This is a genomic window from Odoribacter sp. Z80 (assembly GCF_009935865.1).
Lineage (GTDB): Bacteria > Bacteroidota > Bacteroidia > Bacteroidales > Marinifilaceae > Odoribacter.
Genome location: NZ_QWEL01000011.1, coordinates 1 through 25,967 on the forward strand (window position 1 = coordinate 1; position 25,967 = coordinate 25,967).

A 25,967-nucleotide genomic window follows, 5' to 3' on the forward strand; every position below is an offset into this window, starting at 1 on the left:
CCGATGAACAACTTTACACTTTTTTGAAGGAGGAACTTTAGGTGGTCACCTTCATCCGTTTTTAAGGGGGCAAGTTTTCCGTTTTTTCCACAAAAACGTAAAGCAATAGCTGTTCGAACCACGAAGTGATTCATAACCCAGCTCACCAATTAGTTCTACTTCCTTGAGCCAGTCAAAATCGGCATATACATATAGGGTCTTCATCGTTTACTCCTTTTTTGATGCACGTTCTCTTGTCTTCAAACTCAAATCCTGTAATGTTTTCCCTAGTTTGTCTTCTTTGGCCAACCACAGAATATCATCGTCAAGTTGTAAAGCATACAACACACGCAAATATATTCCGATTGCCACTGTCGGTGCACCTTTCTCTATTCGTGATACAGTCAACGGAGAACAGGTTGCACGTTCTGCCACCTGAGCCACACTCAGATTCCTGCGTAAGCGAGCCAGTTTAATCTGTTCTCCTACAATCGACATCTTCTGCTCCAATTTTCGGGGCAACTTAGTTCCCATTGTATTCTTTGCCATGTCAATACATCATATAATATGCAAAGATGCTACTTTTTATTTATTTAATGATATATTATACATGAAAAATCGCATCAAAACCATATAATTAGTCATAGACATAGCCATTTGGAATAGAATTTCAAAATTAAATGCCATCATATTATTCATAAGCACCGTATACATCTATTCCGAAATAAAATACTATTCGTTATACAGGCCTAACAAACACTCCTTGCTGTGTCTGTGTTAATATTAGTTTGCCCATTCAAACGAAAAGTAACTTTACTTTATCCTGTATTCATATATACACGCATTAAAGTAAAACTAAAAGAGGGAAGAAAAGAAATAGCTCTACCAAAATCGAAAGCCACCCAATTATAAGCTAAAAAATCCGTGAACTCATCTACGATTTTGCATCCATAATCGGCGAAATAATCACAGATAAGCTTTATCTTTGCGAACCGTAAGTTTCAAAGCAAACGAGGATTATTTTTCTCTTTTCCCTTCGTTTGAAGACAAACTAAGGTTAAAAACGTTAAATCTTCAATTTTCGGCGAAAAAACAAGTAAATTTTTGAGCAGTCTATCTTTTAAACCATAAACTACTGATAATCAAATATCATAATATGCTGCATCGGTTCTATACCCCAAACAAGACCTACAAATATTATATTTGACATTCTCCTATTACTTACACCCAAAAGCCCATGAAAGAAATTGATCCCCGAAAAACCACGCGTGCCTATGCATTTGAGATGTGGATGAAAGCTCCGATGCCGATGGTGACGTTCTTCAAGACGCTTGACGTGTCACGCCTCGTGCGGTTAAGCCGGAAGAAAGGTTTAAAATTTAATATGCTGATGTGCTGGTGCATCGGACAGGCGGCCAACCAGGTGAAAGAATTCTATACGCTTCCCGTGGGTGATAAGTTGATTCAGTACGACACCCTGGCCGTAAATACGATTGTAGCCAATAAAGCCGGAGAGGTCAGTTCGTGCGATATTCCCTTCTCCAAAGAACTATCCGCATTTAACGCCGACTATCTGCGCCTCACCCGTCAGGTAGTCGAAAGTTGCCAGAACCACGACCTCACTGAAAGTATGGTCATCGGCACTTCAGCGCTCGCTCAATATGACATAAACGGAGCGGTAGGTATGTATAGCGGCATTTTTAACAATCCATTTATGATTTGGGGAAAATACAAGAAAAGACTGTTCCGGACCACACTGACCGTGTCTTTCCAGTTCCACCACACACAGATGGACGGTGCTCATGCCGCCCGTTTCCTCAACTTGCTGCAAGAAGAGATAAAAAAGAAGTTTCCCGATTAATTGGTCAATCGGTATTCATGGGGTGACGTACCGGTCATTTTCCTGAACCACCGACTGAAATGTTGCGGGTACGGGAAACCAAGCTCGTAGGAAATTTCGCCGATTGTCTTCCGGCTGCCGACAAGGCGGTTTCGGGCAACATCTACCATCTTTTGCTGGATGTGCTTCAAAGCCGAGAAACCGGTTTCCTTTCGCAGCAAATCACTCAGATAATTTGCCGACATACAGAGTTTTTCAGCGCAATATTGGACAGTCGGAGAGCCATTTTCAGCAGGGACATCAGACGCAAAATAATCGTCGAGCAATTCTTCAAACCGCGCCAGCACATCGCTGTTAGCCTTCTCCCGCGTGATAAACTGACGGTCATAAAAACGGACACAGTAATCCAGCAAAAGTTTCAAATTGTCAACAATCAGTGACTTGCTATGCTTGTCTGCGGGATGCCGCAACTCGGCCCGGATTTTCGTGATACATTCAATGATGGTACAACGTTCCTGTTCGGAAAGGTGTAATGCTTCGTTTGCATTATATGAAAAGTAAGAATATTCCCTGATTATCTCAGACAGGAGAGTCCCATGCAAAAATTCCGGATGAAATGCCACAATCCAGCCCTGGGGTTGATGTAGCCGGTCATCATCTGCCGAACCCATGATTTGTCCCGGAGCCACGAAAAGCATTGTACCCTGCTGATAATCATATATACTGCGCCCATATTTCAAAATGCCACAATCAATGTCTTTTATAAATATACAAAAAATCAAAAAAAATTTAACGCTCAGACGCAACGGCTTGGCTTCACTTCCGTCTATCACGGTCATTAAAGGATGAAGAGTTTCCACCCCGAAATAATCATTGTATTGCTGTACGGAATCTATACGTTCTATTTCACTCATAGGGCAAAGTTATTCTTTTTCTGAAAAATCAGGTTATGCCACAAAAGAATCACCGATATAGATAAAATTGGTCATTTTATCTATAATTCTGATACACTGTATCAAAACAATCAGTTTTAATTTTGTTTCAGATAAAAACAAATCACGGTTCTAAAAAGGAAAAGCATTTATAATGTAACGGACTATGGACAGAATTTTTTTATTTACAATTTTCAGTTTGTTAACACTTCATGTTATGGCACAGAAAAAGATAGTACAGACGGCAGGGCGCGACCAACTCGGTGAGTTCGCCCCCAAATTCGCGGAACTCAACGATGATGTCCTTTTCGGAGAGGTATGGAGCCGCAACGACCTGTTGAATCTCCGCGACCGCAGTTTGGTAACCATCACATCGCTCATCAGCCAGGGCATTACAGACAACTCCCTGACATTTCATTTACAATCGGCAAAAGAAAACGGTATCACCCGAACAGAAATAGCCGAGACCATCACTCACATTGGCTTCTATGCGGGATGGCCAAAAGCATGGGCCGCGTTCAACCTGGCAAAAAAGGTGTGGGCAGAAAACATCACCGGAGAAGATGCCAAAGCCGCATTTCAACAGGAAATGATTTTCCCCATCGGCGAGCCCAATACGGCATATGCCCGATATTTCACCGGCAACAGCTACCTGGCCCGCATATCAGAAACACAGATACCTTTCTCTAATGTTACCTTCGAACCCGGTTGCCGCAACAACTGGCATATACACCATGCCACCGAGGGGGGCGGCCAGATGCTTATCGGCATAGCCGGACGGGGCTGGTATCAGGAAGAGGGGAAACCTGCGCAGGAGATTCTGCCCGGCACAGTCATCCACATTCCCGCAGGTGTAAAACACTGGCACGGTGCAGCTGCCGACAGTTGGTTCTCACACCTCGCTTTTGAAATCGCCGGCGAACATACATCAAATGAATGGCTTGAACCGGTAACGGAAAAGGAATACAATAAATTAAAGTAAACACTCCACTCATACAACCCCATTCCAGGCAGGCACCAGCAAACTTTCTACCAAAAAAAGAAGCCCGTCTGCTGATACAGACGGGCTTAAAATATCCATTCAATCAGTTGCAACTACAAACATTATTCGCGTATCTCTCCCTTATATACCGCCATTTTAACCAATGTACGCTTCGTATTATGCATGTCTGAAACCCAAAGTACGGAATCACACTGCGCATAGATACGCACGGGTTGGGAGAACGCATACCCTTTGATGGTTTTCAACTCTTTCACCCATTCTTTCTGCCAGCAGTCGTATATATTGATGGCATTATTATCGCCTGTGGCATACCAACGTTCATCACATAAGGCAAATGTTTTGGGCTTAAAACCGGAAAAAAGAATCTGGTCATCCACATCAATGGAAGTGCCATCCTGGAAATCATCATTGACCAATGCCGGATTCAGTACACGTATTTTCCTGCTTTCATAGTCTGTAAGCAGAATATTGCCTGCGGCGTTGACTTGCATATAGTGGGGTGCAAAAGCATTGTTTCCCGGACTGCCACTACTGGAAGCCTGATGGTAACGTTGTATTTTCTGGTAGTTTTCCGGCGTAACATCCGACTCTTTATAAATGCTGACATTTCCGTTTTTATCGCGTGCATAGATAAGCCCATCCTTCACAGCAAGCGCCTGGACTTGAAACACAGGCCCGAACCATTTCCCGTTGCCGATACAAGTAATATAAGTCAGGTCCGGCAATTGGAACACATGAATGCGGGACTGGCGTTCAGCAACGTACAATCGGTTGCCTGCCGGAACAATAGCCTCTATCTGACTGCTGAAAGTCTTTTCCTCGCCATTGAACTGCCACGATTTCAGTGCCCCGAATAATTCTTTTTTCTTTTGGCTGAACATCAGCAAATTGTTACCTGCTTTTCCGGTGTTTGCAATAAAAAGAGTATCTCCCAGATGAGCTACGGTATAAGGAAGAAAATCTTCCGCAGTTTCCATACCCAAAGTTTCTGCATCAAGCAACATGGCAGCTTCATATGAATAATACCAAAAACTGTTGTATTTTCCGTCATCGAAACCAGGTACGTGACCATCTTTTTTACTACATCGGATAGTCAGGCCTAAAAACAATATCAGCAGGATATAAATATATACTTTCATGTTCATATTCTTTTTTAAAGCGACTGTATTTTATTTCAATTTACTCATAGGGATAGCATAAACACACGGTCCGTTAATGGTCCGGTCAGTAATGAACAATGTATTGCGGCGGATACAAAACTTCTCCGGAGATTGTAAGGTAATGTCTCCGATAACCGTATGGTTTTTCAGAATATCCCCCGTTTCGGGATGAATTTCACAAAATTTCTCCTCTCCGCCAGAACTGACAAACAGTCTTCCGTTGCAGAAATCCAGATCATAAGGAACATTTTTATAAGCCATCTGCCTCATGCGCATGAGGGACATGCCTTCGCGGATTGTGGTAAGGTCAAACACATCTATACGCTTTGCAGGATGAACAGCATAGAGCCATCCGGATTGTTCGTCCACAGCCATGCCATAAGTACCTCTGGCTTCACCCACCCCTTCAAAACGGAGGTATATACGCGGTGCCTTCCCGGCTTCCAGAATCCGCTCTTCCACAGCAACGACACAGCGTTTGTCATGAATCAGAACAAGCCCTTTATAAAGCAACACATCAAAAGCGTGAACAGTTTGAAAAGGTCCCGTACCCCATGCGCCATTGCCAATACAAGTAAAGAACCGATGAGTGGCCGCATCAAAAATCTCTGTGCGGCTGTTTTCATGAGTAACAAAAAGTTTGCCATTGGCCCGGGTAACCCCGTTCGGGCGACCGGAGAACTTCTCTGTCTCCTCTCCCCGCTTCCATTCCCTAATACTTGCCACATGTTTTTTATTCCCGGATGCCACATTGAATATTTCTAAACTATAATGATTATCAGCATCATTCACAACATAGAGGGTATCTCCGTAAACATACACATCTTTAGGCCGAAATGTTGCCGCCGTAGCTCCGGGCACATCCGTATAGTCCAATCTGAATGTAAGTGGGCCTCCGCCATTTCCTCCCTGGTCCGTTTTTCCCTGCAACGGGGACAAGCCACCGTCCAGAGCATCCAGTTCCGGATCTTCAATGACGTGTTTTGAAGTCACATATATATCATCGAAATATCTGTTTTTATTTCTGCGGGTGTGTATGAAACGGCGGGAATAAACGGGAAGTTCCTTATCCAGCGACAAATCAACATACACATTATTGCACAGGGTAACCCATCCCGGCCCGGTTTGTTCGTATGTCATATTTCCGTTATGGCCATAGCCCACACAATGCGCAAATTCATGGAAAATAGTTTCCGTAATACTTCTATCGTCGGCATAATGTTCCAGATAACAAGACTCATGTATACCGAAAGTAGTTCCACCGCCCAAGCCCATCACTCCTGTCGTGTAGCCGAAAAGCAACCCGCTATGGTTCAACACTCTTGTCAGCAAAGCATTTTTATCAATAACTGTCTTGTTATTGTCACTATGCAGGGGACCGAAATCGTGCAATGCCCTTTCAAACCGTTCTGACGAAAACATATAACTCATATTCAGGGCGATTGCCACAGCTTCACGCGTATGTGACGCCATCATCTTGTACCGCCAGTTCTGATGGGTATCACTGTACCTGCCAAAAGCAATATACCATTTGCAACGGATGGATTGCAGGCGTTTCCAATAAGGGTCGTTACATTCAATGGTAAATGTCATATTCTCTTTCATCAAATGCGGATTTGCCATAATCTGAATCTTTTTCCCGCTACGGGTGTAAGCTGTCATGTCTTTAGTAGCAAAAGGAATATGTACCCGAAGTTGCTGGAACGGCATCACCTTTTCGAGCGACATAAACCTGAACTCTTCCTCATAGCCATCTATAGTTGCCCAGATCGTTACATTCCTCAAAGCCCTGGGACTGTAAAAACGGAGTTGAAAGTTGTGCTCGTCGTCCATCTGGATTTGCAACGGCTGAGTAACATAAAAGCTCCGCTGGCCGGCATCAAAAAAAACATCCGGAGATTCGTTGTCGTTCAGCAAATAATACGTGTTTTCCGAATTGTAGTCTGCCTCTGTCAAGGTAACGGGAAAGGCCTTGATATCCTTTTCCCCCTCTGGCGCCAATTCCTTATCTTTCTGACAACTGACCGCCAATAAAAAAATACCAGCCAAAACAAACAGGCCGGTAGAAAAAAATCTTTTCATCATTCCTCTTCGTTTAGAAAATATCATTTTAAATCATTCTTTTTTTTGAGGGGGCAAAGATATACATATCAAAAAATATAAACAAAGATGTCTTTCCCATATTAGCAGAGAAAAATCATCACATAAAAAAATTTAATACAAAAAATTTGTATTGTATCACAAAAGCATTACATTTGTACCGCTTTTCGATAGGATGTTTTCCTAAAGAAAACATTCGATGCAAATGCTGTTATAGCTCAGGGGTAGAGCACTTCCTTGGTAAGGAAGAGGTCGTGAGTTCAAATCTCACTAACAGCTCAGGATGGAAGTCTGCAAAAGCAGGCTTTTTTCAATAGACACTACGGCGCTATCGTCTAGGGGTTAGGACGTAAGATTCTCATTCTTAAAACAGGGGTTCGATTCCCCTTAGCGCTACAAATTCCCCTTAAAAAGGATATCCGATAGCCAGGTTCAATACCAGTCCTTTCCAAAAACTTCCCCGAATATTATAATAACCGCTTTTTCCGGTATCATAAGGTGCATGGAGAGGTATTCCCAAATCTGCCCGGATAACAATATAAGAAAAATCATACCGGATTCCTGCACCAGTACCAAGTGCTATTTCTTTTCCCAGACCTTTCAGCCTGAATTCTCCTCCCGGTCGCTGTGTTTCTTTTTTCAAGAGCCAAACATTACCGGCATCTACAAACAAAGCTCCTTTAAACCGTTCGTATATCTCAAAACGATACTCCATATTCCCTTCTATTTTGATATCTCCGGTTTGGTCGAGGTAAGCGTATTTACTTTCCACCGGATGATAACTGCCCGGCCCTATCGACCTGATGTGAAAAGCACGGATGCTATTTGACCCTCCAATATAGAATTGTTCGCTATACGGCATCACTTTGGCATTGCCATAGGCATAACCAATGCCTCCCATAATCCGCATAGCCAGCTGATTTTTCCTGTTTACGGTCTTATATCCTATCACTTCCGAAGTCAGTTTCAGAAATTGAGAATAACGGTTATTCAGGATTTTCTTCCCTTCTCCCTGATGATTTCCGGCCAGATATTGAATACCGGAAATGATATTGCCGGCCTGTGTAACAGAAGTCTGCCAGAACAAACGGTTCGGATTCCGGTAAGTGGCTTTCCGGTCATAAGTATAAGTATAGGACATGGAAGGGATAAACTGATTCCGGAAACTTTGGGCCACCGAAGGATTATGCATAGTAACTGAATCAAAAGCATGGGAAGTCCGAAGCAGGTAGGTATAATTCAATTTAAAGGGGACAACGGAATGATAATTCCGGTAGGAAGAATTAAAATCATAAGTAGCACTTCCCCAAAAAGAAACCATCCGGAAATAATTATGCCGGTTCAATAAATCGGTTCCTATCTGGAAATGCGTCTGTTCCCGTTTATCCCGCCCGGATTTCATAAAACGAGGAAGCAATAAACGGGGTACGGAGAGAGTAAAATTCAATCCCAATTCATAAGAATTGATTAATCCGGTATTTCCTGTAGTGCTTTTATTACCACCGACCTGCCACTCGTAAGACCCGGTAAGACGTACGGCAAAGGTTTCGGCCCGTTTAAACATATTCCGGTTTGTAACCCCCAGGGTCAATCCGGGTCCTAAAAGGTTATTGGATTTGGAGGCAACATCCACTTCCACTTCAGTTTCTATAGGCAAAGCAAACTCACCATTGATTTGCATATCCAGCACTTTGGGACCTGGCGTCGCCGGAGCATTAATCGAGAGATTGGCAAATTTAAAAACCCCCAGCTGAACAAAACTGGCCTGGGTCCTGCTTTGCAAGAAAGCCGAATAAGTCTGCCCCGGCCGCACTTTAATGGTTCTCAACAAAACATTGGGTTTTAAAGTAACTGGAGGCTGGAATAAAATTTTAACACTGTCCATCAGAACAGAATCCATTTGGCCGGTACCATCATTCCCACTCAAAACGACCTCCACATTCCGTACAGAATAGGGATAAAAAGCATTATCCGGAATGCCTTGTTTCAATCCGATACGGACATCTGCAACCTTCTGTCCGGCAGTCGTATCTACCAGATACTCTATATAATCGGGCTGAAAAAAGTAATATCCTTTATTCCGCAACAAATCCGAAATCTTCTGCCGTCCTTCATTCAAAAGATTCACATCATACTGGTCTCCGGTTTTTAGCCCCATATATTTCAGAAAAGGACGCACAATGCTGTCCAGTTCGGATTTCCATCCCCACAATTCAATGGTCCCGTAACGGAAAGGTTCGGGCAATTCCATCCAGTAACTAATTCTGGCTTTTTGGGGATTTCGTTTAGGAATAACTTCGTAACGGCTCCGGACGCCAAAGAATCCGAAATCCTTCATGGCATTCTCAGCCATTTTCAACCGCAATTCCGGTTGTACATCACTAATCAGCACCGGTTTCTTGGCCAATTTACGGTACAACCACCATTTTATCCCTTTCTCCTTTTTAATATTCCAATTATAAACCCATAACCCAACCGGAAAAGGTGAACGGATATAAGGGGAATACAGAGGATTATTCGGTTTGACCGAAAGAGGCCCCGTAGCTGCCGATTTCTGGTTACCCGTCAATTTCATTTTTTGAGGAACCTCTATCTTCATTTTTTTCACTCCGGTATAGAGTATTTCTCCTTCTGTCAGTTTCCGGGTAGTGGAACAGGACATTACCAGAAAAATACAAACCATAGGAAAGCAACAGGGAAACAAACGTTTCCATTTACCGGGAGTAATCTGCCGGTTTGCGTTTCTATTCTTTGTATTCCAGTTTTGTTTCATCACTTTTCCTCATTTTCTGTATCTTCTGTCATCCCCCCATCCGCTTTTTCCTGCCCACGGCGGTATTTATTTTTAAATAAGTCTTTAAATTTACGAAAATCTTTCCGCCAGACGACACCAACCCCTGTTTGAGTAACCTCTCCGTCCAAAACACTCTCATAATTAGAATGCCGGAATACTTTCAGAAACAGGTTCCTTTTTTTGGTAAACACATATTCTATTGAAATATCATCAACCAAATTATCCTGCAGATTCCCGTTATTGGAAGGATTATCACTGTTATCGGTGGAAATCCGGCCTCCGATTTTTATCCGGATCCTGTCATTAAAAAACTGTTTCGAAAATTCATACGTAACATCTGTCCGGACTGTATTTTCATCTGTATTATAGGAATCCATACCGACTGTCAGCCCAACCTTCCGGGTATATTTGTTCAATTCATTCTCTACGAAATTATATAAGGCATTGTTGGCTACCTGATTCCCTCCCTGTGATTTTGCCGCACCCGGAGCCGTGTAAGTATTATATATCATCAGGTTCAGGGCCTGGCGTGTTCTTTCCTCTTTTGAAAAAGTGTTCAGCTGATTCTGAATCACCATATCGTTGGGAGCAGAGAGGTCGAAAGTGATATCCGGCTGGTTCAAGGTATTCTGAATGCGGATAATCGACTCAAAGGTCACCAAACGGTTGCGGTCGCCATCTTCCACCGTAGCTTTCACTGCTTCTGACGCAGAAATATTCAGAATGGGATTGGCAACATTACCGGTCCACTCGACATAACTGCCGTTCCGGATGGAAAATTCCTTTTTCCCGGCAATAGGGACATTATACACAACCGTACCGCCGGAAAGGATATATCTTCCCGTCAAAGTCATACCGCTTTCAGGGCCTGTCACCAGCACCAGATTTCCTCCCCCCTGGATGGAAACGTAATTACTGCCGTCCTCCGACAAGGCAACGGTCGCACTCACCTGACTCCCGATTTCAATCAATAACCTCAATGAAAAACTTCCGGTTTCGACACGGTTAGTCAAATCGTCGGCTTCATTCAGGGTAGTATCCCGAAAAGAGACAAAACGCACCAAACCTTCACTATGTTCCGCCAGCTGAGGATCAGAATTCCGAAGAGTATAGACAATCGCCGTACGGTCTTGCAAACTGATGTTGCCCGACACGCTTAAATCGGAAAAAGTACCGGCAATTTGCATATCAATATCGGTATAGGCTTTACCATACACCAGAGATTCGGTGTTTTTCTTTACATTCACCGCTTCAAAATCCGCAGCTTTCACCGTGATGTTCATTCCCATACGGTCAAACGGTGTCAATGCCATATCTCCGTTGACTGCTAAACTGCTGCCATTGGGGGCCAGGAAGCGATAGCGGCGAAACAATACCTTGCCGTCTTGCACTTTCAAAGGAACAGAGTCCATACTGAAAGTAGTGCCAAGCATCAGCACATTGGCTTTTCCGTTGCGAAAGGCCAATTCTCCATTCAGTAAAGGCCTCTCCAGGGTTCCCCTCAAGTGCAGATAGCCGTTTACTTCCCCGCCTAACTTCAAAATACCGGAAGGCATAAAGGCATTTGCCACATACAACGGAAGGGAAGGAATATCCACATCCATCTCTAAACCACTTCCGTTTTCAGACGTAGAAAATGTCCCTTTGGCAACTGCCCGGCGGACACTGTCTATTTTCAGTTCAAAATCAACAGCATGTTCTGTGAAACGGTTCTTTCCGGCATACTCCAGTCCCAAATCCAGGGTACCAACCCTTTGTCCCCGGTAATACAAATCCCGCACTCCGACCTCTCCGGCCACTCCCATCAGATTCTCCCGGAAATACAACATCAAATCCGTATTCACGACACCGGCCAGTTCAGGCATAAAAGGCAGCATGCGGGACAGATTTTCCAATTGAATCCCCCGAATCTCCATTTGCAAACGTTCTTTTCCGTCCTCCTCAGGTTCCAGAGAACGAATCCCGACCAACTTATCCCGGTAAGCCATACGTAAATCGGCATTGACTTTCAAATCCTTACCCACCACGATTTTATTACCGGCATTCACCATCCAGCGGCTATACCCCAGTATCGGATTTACCGGAAAGAAACTGACAGCAAAAGCACTATCCAGCAAAGTAAGATTCAACCCCAGATCAAAACCGGTTTCTCCCTGGTTGTTCTTCTGCTTCAACTCCACCCGCAACTGATTTTCCTGTATTCTCCCGGTGAGGTTGATGTTAAACAAGCCCTTCCAACTCTCGGCCGAACTGCGCGCATTCAAATGATAGGCCAATCCCTTCCCTGTCTGCCAGGCCCCCAACTGTACGGAATCCAGGCGGACTTTTCCGAAATAAGGAGCTTCGGCCTCAAAACCCAGACGCACTCCCTGACGCCTTCTTGAAACTGCGTCAAAATAAATGTTTTTAAAACCAATATTCCGGGATTTCAAAAAACCGGCCACAGCATTCTCCCGGCCTCCCGTCAGTGAAAAGTTAAAAGGAGGTAACTCTTTTTTCACCCGGTTCATATCCACCTCTTTCTTCCCGACCAATTCATCCATCAACTGTACGGTTTTCTGAACCTGGGCAATAAAACCCATCAAAGCGGTATCAGAACGGAATTTCAGGTTCAGGTCACCGGACGTCAGAGTCAACCCGACCTTCTCCCTATCGCTTTGCATATCCAGTTCCAGACGGCCTAAAGCATAATTACGTTGCCTGTCCGTCATCCGCAGACTATCCAGGGACAAATTCAGATGATAAGCATTCTCAGGCGCCATTTCCGCCTGTACATGCAGGTTCATCCCTACCTTTAAAGGTTCCGCCACCAGGTGCAGTGCCTCCAAATCCACTTCATCAATCCTTCCCGTGACATCCATCCGATAGGCCGTTTCCACAGAATCCCCCCGAAAGAGCAGTTCTACTGGTGCCAGGCTATCTTTCGACTCAAGATAACCGCGAAGACGGGTGTGGTCCAAAGACATTTGCAAATCGATACCGTTATACGAATGTCCCCGGTAAAAAAAATCATCTATCCGGGCAATAACTTCCGCCCGCGCCTGAGGCCAGGAAAAACCTGTTCCCTTAAGGTGCATGCGGGCAGACACTTCGCCTAAGGAATCCCGGGGTAAAAAAGAAGATAACGGGAAATCAGCCCACTCGATTTCCCCTTCATAACGCTCTGGTTTCATCTGATAATTGCCGGAAAAATGTAACAGTCCATGCCTGCATTTCAAATCGGCACGGGCTGCCAAATCCCCCCGGTCGGCTTTCAGGGAAGCGGTAAGATTCATCTGCCGGGGAATATGAATCCCCTCCCTTTGCAAGTATTCCTGCATAAAAGTAATATCCTCCAATTCCGCCCGCAGGTCTACTTTTCCCCGTAGTCCGGACAATTGCCGGTAGGAAGCAGCCCTCCCGTTTCCTGTCACTTTAAAATGTCCCGGCATATCCAGAATCAACTGACCAAGCTGAATCCGTTCACCGGACAAAGCAAAAGAAGCATTCACCCCCATTGTTTTCTGCCGGATAACAAGCGGAATATTCTCATAAAAAGGAAGTATATCCTGCATACCTATACGGGCACTCAGACTAACAGTCAGAGGCATCTTTCCCATCAAATGCTGCAAGGAAGTATCCGCTTGAGCCTCGAGGCGAAGCCAGCTATAGGGAGTCTGCACATACATTCCGTGCAAAGCAGTGACAGCAGTATCAAGGTCAACCGCAGCCCTCATTGCCGTTACCTCAATTCCCCCTTCCTGCACGGCTTTCAAGTCTTTTAAAAGTGCCTTGATTATGCTTCCCCGGTTGTATATGCTATCCAACTGAATCCCAATACCTGCCAGAACTAAATGTGTTTGCGGCAGGTTCTGTCGCTCCATCTGAAATGCACTATTCTCCAATCGTACGGTACCTGCCCGGATAGTCCAGGGTACAGCCGGCACTTCCGGGGTCCAGGAGACTTGTCCGTCCCCGGCAACTTTTTCCCCGGACCTCATCCGGCACCACCCGCCCGACACAAAAACAGAACCGACACTGACAGCATTGCCTCCCAACACAACAATCCCTTCAGTAACCCTTCCTTCTTTTAAACCCGTATAAAAAAAAGAAAGGGAATCCTTTCCCATCCTGTAAGCGATTTGATTTAAATCAATATGGTCTATTTCAAATGTCCAGTCCGGTATTTTCGATGTAGCGGTGTCCTGCTCTGAATTGCTCCCGGGAAATAAATCAACTTCTCCCTCTTGCAGACGGATATAATCCACCATTACTTTTTTTTCGGACAGATTCACGCTCCTTGCCTCCAGACTCAACTCGCCAATTCTGGTGTCCAGCCGCATTCCGGTTGTATCATTCTCCACAACCATCCTGGCCTGTTTCAGCACCAACCCGTCAACCGAGAGTTCTCTCCGCAAAATCTTCTTCAATCCGATATTCACCTTCAGGGATTGTGCTGCCAGAAGAGTATCTGCCCCGGACTTCCTCGCAAAAACATTTTCCAACTCCAGTTTTAAAGGGAATCCCAACCGAAACTTCTCTGCTTCCAACGACAATCCATAATGAGAAGAAGCATAATCCAGAACCTTGTCAAAAACCATTTTCTGGACAGGAGGCAGGTAAATCAAAAAAACGACAAGAAGAAGCAACAAGAAAATTGCGCCTGTTATCCTCCCCAAATATTTCAGAATTCTCTTCATATTGCCGTTTTACACTTTCCGAAGATATGAAAAATATACTAAAAGAAAGTTATCTAATAACGCAAAAAGCCAGAAGAGGGTTGCGGGGAAATGGATGCTTTCTATAAAAAATTCTTCTCTACTTCACCCAAACTCCGGGGAGTTCCCAAATCCCGGAAAAGGCCTTCATAAAGATACATCCTGACGGGATGCAAACGCGCCTGTGAAAGATATTCATCTATAATGGAAAAGGCTCCTTCTCTTTCTATCCGGTGCAGGAATTCCGGACCTATCACCTGAACACCACAAAAACTGTAAATTTCCGCCCTCCAGAAATCTTCATCTACAATCTTCCGCTCGCAGAGCGACACGTTTTCCCATCCTTTCAGCAGACCTTCCGCATTAAATCTCAGCCCCCTGCCCCCGGAAAACGGACTGACCACCAAAGTGGCATCCGCCTTGCTCTGCCGGTGACAGGCCATAAGGTCTTTCAGATTGATTTGTGAAAAAATATCGACATTATGAACCAACACATCTTCTCCCGCCGTAAAAAGAGAAGAGGCCTTACGCAATCCCCCCCCCGTATCCAGCAAACCATCCCGCTCATCTGAAATCAAAATTTCTCCTTCCGGAAAGGGATAATGTCTCAGGAAATCTTCTATCTGACCGGCAAAATGATGCACATTCACCACAATCCGCCGGATGCCTGCCTCTCTCATGTTCTCAATCGCGTAAGCCAACAAAGGTTTCCCTTTCAGTTCCACCAACGCTTTAGGACGCTCATCAGTCAAAGGCCGCAACCGTGTTCCCAATCCCGCAGCAAATATCATTCCTTCCATAACAACACTATATGTTGATCATTTTATTTTTTATGGCATACATCACCAAAGCCGCCGTATTGCGGCAGCCCGTTTTGCTAAGCAAATTTGCCCGGTGTTTATCCACTGTCCGCTTGCTGATAAAAAGTTTATCGGCTATTTCCTGATTAGAAAGCCCCAGACAAACATGGTAAAGAATCTCCAGTTCCCTGCCGGAAATTTCATTATCGGGTACTTCCGGCTCCGGTTTTCCCCCTTCCCGCATATGATTCAGTATATTAACCAAAAGTTCCTCCGAGAAATAATTTTCTCCCGCAGCAACCCGATGAATGGCTTCTATCACTTTTTCAATACCCGAATTCTTTAAGACAAATCCTTTCACGCCGGCATCCACCATTTTATAATAGTACTGCTCATCCCCATACATCGAAAGCACTATCACTTTCAGCCCCGGCTTCACGCGCAAAGCAGCCCCGGTAGCTTCAATCCCGTTCATCTCCGGCATTTCAATATCCATCAGGACAATGTCACAATCCACAAATGAAAGGTTTTCAATAAACTCCTTTCCATTGGAAGCCTCGTAAATATGCCTCACAAATTCCTGATTAGACAATAAAAGTTTCAATCCCTCCCGAAACAATTTGTGGTCATCAACGATGTAGATTTTCAGTTTCTGTGAAGATTTGGTATCCATGAACTGTTATTTTAGTCGGATTTATCAACAAAGATATGGGTTTCTTTTTAATAAAAAGCGTTTACACCCGCATATATACATTTGCCCGCATTCCTTTCCCCTGTTCGCTTGTAATCTCAATATCCCCGTTTCCGGATTGCAGGCGGTAACGCATATTTTTCAGTCCCATACCTTCATGTGCAGGCAAAGTACCCAGGTCAAAACCGATTCCATTGTCTGTATATTCCAGATAAAGTACCTCCTCATCCAATTGAAGGTCTATGGTCACTTGTGTGGCATTGGCATGCCTCAAGGTATTGTTTATCAATTCACAGACCACCCGATAAAGCACCACTTCCACATTATATCCGAACCGTTCTTTTACCAGGTTTGTAGTAAAACAGACGTGAAAATTTTCGGACTGCCGCAACCGCTTTATAAAAGCCTCTATCGCATCTTTCAAACCGAAATGGTTGAGGATATGGGGACTGATATTGGCCGAAATATCCCTCACACTGCTAATAGCCTCATCCACAGCCTGCCGGAGATTACCCCGGATTTTCCCGTTCACTTCCACCGTATTCTTAGCATCAAGGCCGGAAACCAGCATCTTAATCACACTCAGCAAGGGACCCAAACCATCATGAAGGTCCTTTGCAAAACGCTGACGTTCCTGTTCCTCCGTTTTGATGACAGCGGCCAAAACCCTTTTCTCCGTTTCCCGGCGCAATTCATCCACCCGACGCAAAAACTGGAATATCTTCCGGATATAAAAAACTCCGGTCAGCAATACCAATGAAACGATAAAAGCCAGCCAACGCTGAATAATTTGCATTTGATCTTCCATTTCGGGATAAATCATCGGCCATAGTTCAAATACCCGGGAAACAGCCATCAATAAAAAACCGGTAGAAATTAATATCCACGAGGCATTGAACTTCGTCCGTTTGAACAAACTGATAGCAATAGCAGCCGCAGCTACCTGTAAAAAAAGAGAAATATACTCGACAATAATAGAAAGCATAAGCGCAACATTTAATGAATCAGAAAGGATAGCCTATGGCAATGTTAAATACGGATTCCCGGAAACCGCCATTATGATTCAACAACACAAACTTTTGCCCCCGGGGCAAGGAAGGGTCACGCATTTTCACCCCTAAATCAAACCGAAGCAGAAAAAAATTGGCATCCAACCGCAAACCAATTCCGGTACCCACCGCCAACTGTTGGTAAAAATCAGCGTTCAAGTGCGCACCGGGACGGTTTTCATATCTATTAATGTTCCAGATATTACCGGCATCCAGGAACAAGGCACCTTCCAACAGCCAGAACAGTTTAAACCGGTATTCTATATTTGCCTCTAACTTAAAATCTCCGACATTGTTAGGATAACTGTCCCCAGAGGAATAAGCCCCCGGTCCGAGCGTACGGGACTGCCAGGCACGGATACCATTGGCACCGCCGCAAAAATAAGCCTCCTCAAAAGGCAACGCCTTCATATTTCCGTAAGGATAACCACAGCCTAAAAACAAACGGTAAACTACTGTATTGGCTTTATTCACATAATGAGAAAAACGGTATTCTCCGTCTGCTTTTACAAACTGTGCATAACGGACCCCGAGCATTTTGTGAAACTTTTCCCCGTTCTGTACGGTCCGGGGACTGCCCAGTAAACGGTCAATACCCAACAGGAAATTACCGGAAGTTTCCACATTTCCCCTGAAATAATTATAGCTTGCAGAGGTATTAACCACCTGGTCCGTATAAGTAGCAGAAAAATTAGCAGACAGAATCATGTGGTCGGTATAAGCACTTTTTACATATTCGTTCTTGAGCTCGCTGATAAAACTGGCATCCATATAAGGCATCAAAACGTAATTCAAATCAATCAGGTCGAAATTATAATGCCATTTGTTGTCTGCTCTCCGCCAAAAATATCCGAATTTCGCACTGGCAATCCTCCGGCGGTAGAATCGTGTATTTTCCTGGCTGTAAGACAAGGAAACAGAAGTTTTGGGAGCAAAATTCCGCCGGAATTCCGCCATCCGGAATACAGGCATCCAGAATTGGGGGGAAATCAGTTTTAACTCCGTTCCCACTTCGGTTGCACTGAACATTTCGTTTTCTTTTAGCCTCTCCTTTTTCAAGGCACCCCAGAAACTCCACGTAATGTTCTCCCCTCCATGAAAAAGATTGCGGTGATTATAGGAAAAATTCCCCCCCACCCCGATATTACCGGAATTATTGGTTCCTTCCAGAAAAACATTATAGGACTGCCGTTTCATCGGTGTCAACTGAATCTCGCAATCTAAGGCAGGCATACCCTCCTCATCCCAGTGTTCCTTGAAAACAATATTGATAAATTTAAACAGATTCAAAGCTTGTAAGCGGGCGTAGGAACTGGATACTTTCTGAATGTTGTATAAATCCCCTTTTTCAAACTGAAGGGTTTCGAGGATAACCTTCGGTTTAATCTTCATCCTGTCAAAATAAACAACCTCATAACCTTCACAAGGGATAATCCGGCCCAAGGAATCCTTTCCTCCGGCTATCCGTAAGGGATCATAATCCAGATTCACCCGGATATGGTTAATTCTGTACTTCCGGAAACTCATCGTATCATAAGCATTACTCACGATACTCATGAGCAATCCGGCATGGTCGGAAAAATTGCCATTGAGGGTATCTGCATAATAATGGATAAATTTTTTCGAAAAATTAAAATACCCGTTTTTACGAAGCATATAAGCTATCCGTTCACGTTCATCCTCGAGCACCTCCACATCCAACGGCATCTCCTTTTTCACCAAACTGTTCGCACTATCGTTCAATATCATCTGAACCAAGCGATAACGGTCTCTTTTCCCACTGCTGAGCCAAACGGAATCCACCTGAAAATCAAACTCACCGATTTTGGTAACAGGTCCAGGTACAACCCGGTATTCCACATACGCCTTTTTCTTTTTAAACCAGACCGAGTCTGTGACCCGGGCTTTATAATACCCTTTATTATTCAGGTAAAGCTGCAATTGCGTTTTACTTTGTTCCGTCAGGAAAGGACTGTAAATGACAGGAGCCTCACCGATAGACCTCAACCACCTGTTCAGCCATTTTTCTTCTTTTTTACCACTGAGATTATACAAACCCAAATGGAAACGGGCCACCCCCAGGATACGGGTATTGGGACGTTGCCGGATTGCTTTTTTCAGACCGGAGGTATTGATACCCTGCTCTTCTACCTTCACTTTCACGCGATTCAGCAGAAATTCATCCTTACCGACATAACGAGTGGGCGAACACGCAGAGAAAAAAACAAACAGGCACAGAATCAAAAATATCTTATATGGAACGTGCTTCTCCAATTACCAAAAATGTTACTATTTTTGCAACTCCAAACTTAACCACACTGTCATATAGCCATCTATTCGCATGCTAAGCAAACAGGTAACAAAAATAGTCCAAAACCTTGAAAAAAAGAAATTCAGGGAGAAATATAATCTTTTTAAAACAGAGGGAGAAAAATTGGTGGATGAGTTGCTTCACTCTTCTTTGAAAATCCATACAATCATAGGTTCTCCCGACTGGATTGCCGCCCATCAATCCCTGTTGTCCGGCATCCCCGTCCACGAGGCCGACGAACGGGAAATGCACGGCATCTCCAATTTCCAATCTTTACCGGAAGTCATCGCACTGGCAGAAATTCCCCGGTACACGTTTCAGGAACCGGAAATCTGCCGTTCCCTTTCGCTGGTTTTAAACGGAATACAGGACCCCGGTAATCTGGGCACTATTTTAAGGGTAGCGGACTGGTTTGGCATACGCCATGTTTTTTGTGACCGGGATTGTGCCGGGGTTTATAATTCCAAAACCGTACAGGCAAGCATGGGAGCTGTATTCCGGGTCAAAACCTTTTATACGGACCTTTCCGTATTATTGAAACAATTCAAGGGAAAGGGAAACTTCTCCATCTTCGGCACATTTTTAGACGGAGAAAATATATACCGGGCTCCTCTTGCCAGACAAGGATTTATTGTCATGGGAAATGAAGGAAAAGGGATTTCTGCGGAAATGGAAGCTTTAACAGACTGTAAACTGACCATTCCAAGTTTTGCCAACACCCCGGAATCCACCGAATCCCTGAATGTAGGAGTAGCCACCGGCATTATCTTATCAGAATTTAAAAGAAGAACTATTGAACAATAAATGATGTAATTATGAAAAAAATTCTACTCTTTTTGTTTCTCTGTACCTGCGGGTACGGAGCAATGGCCCAGCTCCCCGTCAATGTCGGGATACACGGAGGCATATCCAGCAATCGCATTAAAGTAAAAGACATTCCTAATACACTGGGAACCCGTGCCCATTCCGGTTATATGGTAGGAGCTTTTGCACGGTTGAACTTAGGAAAAATCTATATAGAACCTGCCCTCAACTATTCTCATAAAGAAAGTATATGGGAAACCGAAGAAAGTATAAGTACAACGACCGCAACCGAGCAGGTTAACCACAACATCAAGCTAAATTCTTTTGATATTCCCGTTATGTTGGGATTTGAGGTACTCGACATCTCCGTACTGAAACTAAGGACCTATCTCGGACCCGTCGTTTCTTTTCCGAAACTGAAAGATATAAAACAACTATCCGATTCCGAAAAGACCAATTGGCACGGGAAACTGGGCGTAGGCATAGACGTATGGAAACTGACTTTTGACATAGATTACGAAAAGGCCTTTAAAAACCTGGGACATAACCTGAAAGCTCTCCGCTCATTCAATTTCACCTTAGGTTTTAAAATCATCTGATTTCTGCTTCCGCCTTTTCACAAACACAAAGAAAAACCGGCCTCTCTACATCCGTAACGTATGAAAGAGGCCGGTTTTCTTTTTTCCGTTTTCACTACATCCCACTCTTGGTTTTCGGAAATACTTTACGGAAAATTGCTTTTGCCGTAGGCACCGGGGCAGCCTGAGTTTTCACCGGATAATTTTTCCTTTCCAGGGTCCAGGGATTTTCCTGTTCATACCAATCTATGGCCGGCATTTCTTCCCCATCTAAGCGGGCCTGCATATTTCCAATCCAGGCTTCCCACCTCGGATAATAGAAATCCCGCAGCAAGCCGGCCCATTCGCGGTGAGCATAATCCCGCAAACCTCCTTTATCGGCAGCATGCTTGTTCCCCCAAACGGTAATTTGAGTACGGGCGTTCCATTCATACAGTTCTTTTGCCTTTTCATCCGCACCGATCTTCTTGGCCTGCTCCAGCCAGGGCCCTACCATAAATTCCGGACGGGTGGAAAGCAGACTGTCCTGCAATAGTATCAAAGCCAGGAATTCCCGGCTTTTTTGTCCGAAAGAACTTTTATCCCCCGCTTTGAATGCTTCCACCATCTCTTTCTGCAAGCCATTTCCATAGTCTGCAAGGGTTTGGCGTACCACATCTATCAAATCGTATTCAAAATTATTGTTTCCTTCATATTTCTCTGCCACCTGCAACATACACTCCGCAGCCTCACGGAAATCCCTGGCATTATAGAACATCTGGGCAGACCCCCAGGAGGAAACGCTCCGGATGGTTTCCCCCGGACGGGCACAAAACACAGATTCCGTAGTTCCCTGACGTATTTCAGGGCAGTTATAGGCCGTAGCAGCCATAATCTCCCACGCTTTCAACAACATCGGATCTTCCGTTCCATAACGGGCCTTCACATATCCCTTTACCCATTCTTCTTTTGTAAACTTTTCTTTTCTCCAGGGGAGTTCTAACAACAACTCATACATCACCGGGTTATTTTCTATTCCCTCCATCGTAATACCAACCCCTTGCATTGTTTTTCTGTTGGGATGCTGGCAGGCGTTATAAAAACTATTGATAACACGGTCCATACGTCCATACATGCCGACATTTCCTCCGTAATTCAACAGCATGCAATACAGCCAGTCGTGTTGCTTATACCCTTTTTCACGGTACCAGGGCGACTCAGCATCTCCCCACATGGGACGGTTCTCGGAAGACAAATCCAGCACCAACATATCTCCGGCCGGCAAACTGTCTATCATAGCCGGTCTGGGATTCGCCTGCCAGGCCTGAATGACCCAGACAGCCTCCGGATTGGCCTGTTTCATGGCTCCCCATATTGCTTTCCCCGCAGTCTCTAAGTCCACTCCGTCCGTGTTCCCTCCCTCATGAAACGGGTCCATGCTATAAAAACGGGCTTTGCCGTATAAACGTTCCATTTCCGCATAATACAAAGCAGCTATTTTACTGAAAGCAGGGTCTTCAGGCTGCAAAAAAGCAGGTCGCCGGAAACCGCACCATGTACCCGGATCCGCAACATTTAACCTTAATCTTTCAGCCGCATCGGCAGGGATCATACCGGCATATCCCGGAAAAACAGGTTCAATGCCAAACTCACGCATACGCTTCAGAATCTTATGCTGCAATGCCATCTGTTGTTTGTACCAGCTGTCAGGATTAGGGCCACCCCATCCTTCCAGGTTATTCATATACCACCAGGCCAGAAAACCCGGACCGGCAATGAAACGATCGATGGCCTCCCGGTCATACCCCAACTGCTTCAATACATTAAACCATACCATCTCCATGCCGGTAATCGCCAAAGGCATATTCACCCCATGCAAAGCCATCCAGTCAATCTCTTTTTCCCAACGCTCCCAATCCCAAAAAGCCATAGAATAAGAGTAGGTGCAATAATTTAAATTGTAACGGTAAGGCATCCGGGTTTCATGTCTTTCCTTCTGCATCACTGCCGGCAATTCTTCCGGCAATTCCGCCTGCATACCGTTCCAGGAAAGATGAATCCCGGCATAATATTTTAAATACCAATTAATCCCGGTAGCAATACTCACATAGTTATTTCCCCTCACAACTACCTTTCTCCCCTGTTGGTCCAACTCGAAAAAATCCACCGCCGATTCTTTCAGTTCCGTTTTAAATTTGGCAGAAGCCCCTTTATCTATTCTTTCCAACAGACGGTCCACCGGATTGCTTTTTCCGAACAGGCAAGCAAAAGTGCATACCACCACTAAAATCACATATTTCATCATCTTTCGTTTATTTTTTCATTAATTTCCACGATTTAATCCATACAAAAATAACCAAATTTGCAAACTCAGCAAAAAGCCGGCTGCTTTTCTCTATATCCGTACCAATACATCATTTTTCTCTTTCAACACTTGTTTTTTCAGATTTTTTACTTTTCCTTTGCAACATCAATTCAATCCTTAAGAAAGATTGTTTGAATTATAAAGAGGAGTTGAGAGACTGGGCTCTGTGAAACTCCGACAACCTCCGGGACTTTCCCGAAAGGTGCCAAAACCCGACCTGAACACAGGAGTTATAATTTAAAACAAAAAAAGATGAAAAAAACAGATGCCTTTTCTTATTCCATTTGCCTAAAACAGGATTTCAAATTTTTCTGTCCTTTCATATCTTCTATGGATATGCGCTGCATGCGCTAAATTCTTTTTATCTCCAGATCAAATCATTTGCTCAGTTACCAGGTAATTGAAAACAAATCACAGGATTAAACCTTGTTGTGTTTAACCGATTCCATAGCGGGTGCCTGATTTAAAGCCACCACCCGTATTGTCTAATCCAAGCCTGTTTGTAAAGATGAAAACATACGCAGAAATTAATGAAAAAATAAAAAAAGGAACAGCTGTCGTTTTGACTGCCGAGGAAGTTTCCGAAATGGCTAAAACGCTGTCTCCAAAAGAAATTGCAGAAAAAGTGGATGTCGTCACCACAGCCACTTTCGGAGCCATGTGTTCCTCCGGAGCCTTCCTTAACTTCGGACATGCCAATCCTCCCATCCGCATGGAAAGAATCGAACTGAACGGAGTCCGGGTCAGCGGAGGATTGGCCGCAGTGGATACTTATGTCGGAGCAACCGACTGCAATCCTTCCTCCCCTGCTTACGGAGGCGCCCACATCATTGAAGATTTAGTCAACGGCAAAGAGATTGCCCTGGAAGCCTGGGGAAAAGGAACGGATTGTTATCCACGTAAGCATATCAAAGCCATTATTACCAAGGACAGCATCAACGAAGCCATCCTTTACAATCCCCGCAATGCTTACCAGAATTACAATGTAGCCACCAATACCACCGACCAGATTAAATACACCTACATGGGTACTTTATTGCCAAAGATGCGAAATGCTTCTTACAGCTCAGCCGGAGAACTCTCGCCTTTGTTAAACGACCCGGAATGCCGTACCATCGGTTTGGGCACCCATATTTTCCTGTGTGGCACAGAGGGATATGTTACTTGGAACGGGACACAGTTTCATTCAACTAAAGCCGTCAACGAATACGGAATACCTACAAGCAATGCCCGGACAATAGCAGTAATCGGCGACTTGAAAAACATGACAACAAAATATTTGCGGGGTGCCTATATTGAAAAATATGGAGTCACTCTTTATGTGGGCATCGGAATCCCCATCCCTGTTTTAGATGAGGATATGGCCCGCCGGTTGTCTATACGGAACGATCAGATCGAAACTACGGTCGTGGATTACGGAAACGGAAACCAACCCTTAGGAAAGACAAATTATGCAGCTTTACAAAGCGGAACAATAGAGATAAACGGACACAAGGTGCGGACAGCCCCCCTCTCCAGCCTGGCTAAAGCCCGGGAAATCGCAGCTATTCTGAAAAGCTGGATCCGGAAAGGCGATTTCCTGCTTTCCGAACCGGTACGGCCGATGCCTGTCCATACCAGTTTAAAAGCACTGACAGGAGAAGATTAACTCTTAGTCCCATTTAAAATCTGTGTCGAACTTCGTAATCCAAAAAACATGATAAAAAAAGTTGTACTATCTTTTCCGGTAGACGCCACCGACAGGTCTTTAACCTATGATTTGGTTAAATTATACGATATTAAAATCAATATCCTGAAAGCAGAAATCCAGGCCGGAAAATCCGGGAACCTGCTGGTCGAACTGGAAGCTGGAGAAGATATGCTGAACCAGGGCATAGCCTATCTGAAAGAAAATGGCGTATCCGTCAGTCCGGTGTCCAGCAAAGTTTCTTTCGACGAATCTCTGTGTATTGACTGCGGCAACTGTGTATCGGCTTGTTTCTCACATGCACTGACCATCGGAGCTCCGGACTGGAAGCTGCATTTCAATCCGGAAAAATGCATCGCTTGCAAACTTTGCCTGAAAGCCTGCCCGTTAAAACTATTCAGAATTGAATTCGCCGAATAACGGATGGAATACGTCAAACGTACATACCGCCGGCATTTCAGCCAGGACCGATGGGCCTGTTTTGTTGTCCAACACAAGGAATCGGATTTGTGGATCGGCATAGATAAAGCCTCCTGGAATCCGGACATGGTTATTTTCTCCGAACGGTTCATCCGCCAACTAAGGCAAGAGATGGATCTCTGGATAGCAAAACACCCGGACTATGGTAGGGCTTTAGCCCCCTATCCTGCCCCTCCTGCAGCCCCGGAGATATTCGGGGAAATGTCTGCCGTGGCCGAAAAAAGCGGTATCGGCCCGATGAGTGCAGTAGCCGGAGCGGTAGCCCGCAAATTAGGCGAAGCGCTACAAAAACAATTTCCGGTCAGGGAAGTCCTGATTGAAAACGGAGGAGACATTTATGCGGTCTTGAACCAGGACATGGATATTGCCGTTTTCGCCGGCAATTCTCCGCTTTCGGAAAAAGTCGGATTGCACATAGAAGCACCATACACCCCCATCGGCATCTGTACTTCATCCGGCACGGTAGGCCCCTCCCTGAGTTTCGGGAAAGCGGATGCCGTGATGGTCATCTGCCGGGACGCATTGTTGGCCGATACCTATGCAACAGCTTTTGCCAATACCATCCAAACGGTTCATGACATCGCACCTTGTATCGGAAAAATCAGTAAACACCCGGATATTTTATCGGCAATTGCCATCAAAGAAGACAAAATAGGAATCTGCGGAAAATTTGAACTAAAACTATTTAATCAGTGACCAGCCAAACACTTACATACCA

18 protein-coding genes, 2 tRNA genes, 1 pseudogene and 1 riboswitch are annotated in these 25,967 nt (G+C 44.6%); of the genes and pseudogenes, 9 read left to right on the forward strand and 12 right to left on the reverse strand.

All coding sequences use genetic code 11. From position 1 onward, the window contains the following. Positions 1-78: 78 nt before the first annotated feature. Both D1136_RS11045 and D1136_RS08385 read right to left on the reverse strand, forming a co-directional pair. A pseudogene (locus D1136_RS11045) lies at positions 79-204 on the reverse strand (type II toxin-antitoxin system HipA family toxin); the annotation flags it as partial. A 3-nt stretch (positions 205-207) separates the two neighbouring features. Then, on the reverse strand, positions 208-528 hold the full coding sequence (locus D1136_RS08385; RefSeq protein ID WP_202623102.1) for a helix-turn-helix domain-containing protein: 321 nt from the start codon (positions 526-528) through the stop codon (positions 208-210). A 688-nt stretch (positions 529-1,216) separates the two neighbouring features. Here D1136_RS08385 and D1136_RS08390 point away from each other — a divergent pair. Next, entirely contained in the window at positions 1,217-1,840 is a 624-nt protein-coding gene (locus D1136_RS08390; RefSeq protein ID WP_161877189.1) for a CatA-like O-acetyltransferase, family 2, read from the forward strand. Here D1136_RS08390 and D1136_RS08395 read toward each other — a convergent pair. Continuing rightward, on the reverse strand, positions 1,837-2,733 hold the full coding sequence (locus tag D1136_RS08395) for an AraC family transcriptional regulator (protein WP_161877190.1): 897 nt from the start codon (positions 2,731-2,733) through the stop codon (positions 1,837-1,839). The genes D1136_RS08390 and D1136_RS08395 overlap by 4 nt on opposite strands. A 184-nt stretch (positions 2,734-2,917) precedes the next feature. Here D1136_RS08395 and D1136_RS08400 point away from each other — a divergent pair, with 184 nt between their 5' ends. Beyond that, a complete protein-coding gene (locus D1136_RS08400; protein WP_161877191.1) occupies positions 2,918-3,733 on the forward strand; it encodes a carboxymuconolactone decarboxylase family protein in 816 nt (271 codons plus the stop codon). Positions 3,734-3,855: 122 nt separating this feature from the next. On the opposite strand, the gene D1136_RS08405 is transcribed toward D1136_RS08400, so the two are convergent. Next, positions 3,856-4,893 (reverse strand): quinoprotein amine dehydrogenase, encoded by a 1,038-nt coding sequence (locus D1136_RS08405; RefSeq protein ID WP_161877192.1) that lies wholly within the window; start codon positions 4,891-4,893, stop codon positions 3,856-3,858. A gap of 30 nt (positions 4,894-4,923) precedes the next feature. After that, positions 4,924-6,996 carry a hypothetical protein gene (locus D1136_RS08410; RefSeq protein ID WP_161877266.1) on the reverse strand — a complete coding sequence of 691 codons (2,073 nt, stop codon included), beginning with the start codon at positions 6,994-6,996 and terminating at the stop codon, positions 4,924-4,926. A gap of 225 nt (positions 6,997-7,221) precedes the next feature. Between D1136_RS08410 and D1136_RS08415 the strand changes: the two genes are divergently transcribed. Further along, positions 7,222-7,293: transfer RNA gene (locus D1136_RS08415), tRNA-Thr, on the forward strand. A 45-nt stretch (positions 7,294-7,338) separates the two neighbouring features. Further along, positions 7,339-7,410 (forward strand) — tRNA-Glu (locus tag D1136_RS08420). A 10-nt stretch (positions 7,411-7,420) separates the two neighbouring features. Here the strand turns inward: D1136_RS08420 and D1136_RS08425 are convergent. The 6 genes from D1136_RS08425 to D1136_RS08450 form a co-directional block, all read right to left on the reverse strand. Then, a complete protein-coding gene (locus tag D1136_RS08425) occupies positions 7,421-9,787 on the reverse strand; it encodes a BamA/TamA family outer membrane protein (protein ID WP_202623103.1) in 2,367 nt (788 codons plus the stop codon). After that, entirely contained in the window at positions 9,787-14,487 is a 4,701-nt protein-coding gene (locus D1136_RS08430) for a hypothetical protein (RefSeq protein WP_161877193.1), read from the reverse strand. The genes D1136_RS08425 and D1136_RS08430 overlap by 1 nt, the downstream gene beginning before the upstream one ends. 101 nt (positions 14,488-14,588) lie before the next feature. Next, positions 14,589-15,305: a nucleotidyltransferase family protein gene (locus D1136_RS08435; protein WP_161877194.1), complete on the reverse strand. Its 717-nt coding sequence runs from the start codon at positions 15,303-15,305 to the stop codon at positions 14,589-14,591. A 7-nt stretch (positions 15,306-15,312) separates the two neighbouring features. Next, positions 15,313-15,978 carry a response regulator transcription factor gene (locus tag D1136_RS08440; protein WP_161877195.1) on the reverse strand — a complete coding sequence of 222 codons (666 nt, stop codon included), beginning with the start codon at positions 15,976-15,978 and terminating at the stop codon, positions 15,313-15,315. Between the two features lie 61 nt (positions 15,979-16,039). Beyond that, positions 16,040-16,981, reverse strand: coding sequence for a sensor histidine kinase (locus tag D1136_RS08445; protein WP_161877196.1), 942 nt, complete (start codon positions 16,979-16,981; stop codon positions 16,040-16,042). A 19-nt stretch (positions 16,982-17,000) separates the two neighbouring features. Continuing rightward, positions 17,001-19,289 (reverse strand): BamA/TamA family outer membrane protein, encoded by a 2,289-nt coding sequence (locus D1136_RS08450; protein WP_237567034.1) that lies wholly within the window; start codon positions 19,287-19,289, stop codon positions 17,001-17,003. A 97-nt stretch (positions 19,290-19,386) separates the two neighbouring features. Here D1136_RS08450 and D1136_RS08455 point away from each other — a divergent pair, with 97 nt between their 5' ends. Continuing rightward, positions 19,387-20,160 carry an RNA methyltransferase gene (locus D1136_RS08455; protein ID WP_161877198.1) on the forward strand — a complete coding sequence of 258 codons (774 nt, stop codon included), beginning with the start codon at positions 19,387-19,389 and terminating at the stop codon, positions 20,158-20,160. 11 nt (positions 20,161-20,171) lie between these two features. Then, positions 20,172-20,759: a porin family protein gene (locus tag D1136_RS08460; RefSeq protein ID WP_161877199.1), complete on the forward strand. Its 588-nt coding sequence runs from the start codon at positions 20,172-20,174 to the stop codon at positions 20,757-20,759. A gap of 94 nt (positions 20,760-20,853) precedes the next feature. Here D1136_RS08460 and D1136_RS08465 read toward each other — a convergent pair whose 3' ends face one another. Further along, positions 20,854-23,019: an alpha-N-acetylglucosaminidase gene (locus D1136_RS08465; RefSeq protein ID WP_161877268.1), complete on the reverse strand. Its 2,166-nt coding sequence runs from the start codon at positions 23,017-23,019 to the stop codon at positions 20,854-20,856. A 196-nt stretch (positions 23,020-23,215) separates the two neighbouring features. Then, positions 23,216-23,321: riboswitch (SAM riboswitch) on the forward strand. Positions 23,322-23,590: 269 nt separating this feature from the next. Between D1136_RS08465 and D1136_RS08470 the strand changes: the two genes are divergently transcribed. The 3 genes from D1136_RS08470 to D1136_RS08480 are packed head-to-tail and all read left to right on the forward strand — an operon-like array spanning position 23,591 to position 25,945. Further along, positions 23,591-24,730 carry a homocysteine biosynthesis protein gene (locus D1136_RS08470; protein WP_161877200.1) on the forward strand — a complete coding sequence of 380 codons (1,140 nt, stop codon included), beginning with the start codon at positions 23,591-23,593 and terminating at the stop codon, positions 24,728-24,730. Between the two features lie 48 nt (positions 24,731-24,778). Beyond that, positions 24,779-25,189, forward strand: coding sequence for a 4Fe-4S binding protein (locus D1136_RS08475; protein WP_161877201.1), 411 nt, complete (start codon positions 24,779-24,781; stop codon positions 25,187-25,189). A 3-nt stretch (positions 25,190-25,192) separates the two neighbouring features. Further along, positions 25,193-25,945, forward strand: coding sequence for a UPF0280 family protein (locus D1136_RS08480; protein ID WP_161877202.1), 753 nt, complete (start codon positions 25,193-25,195; stop codon positions 25,943-25,945). The last annotated feature ends 22 nt before the right edge of the window (positions 25,946-25,967 follow it).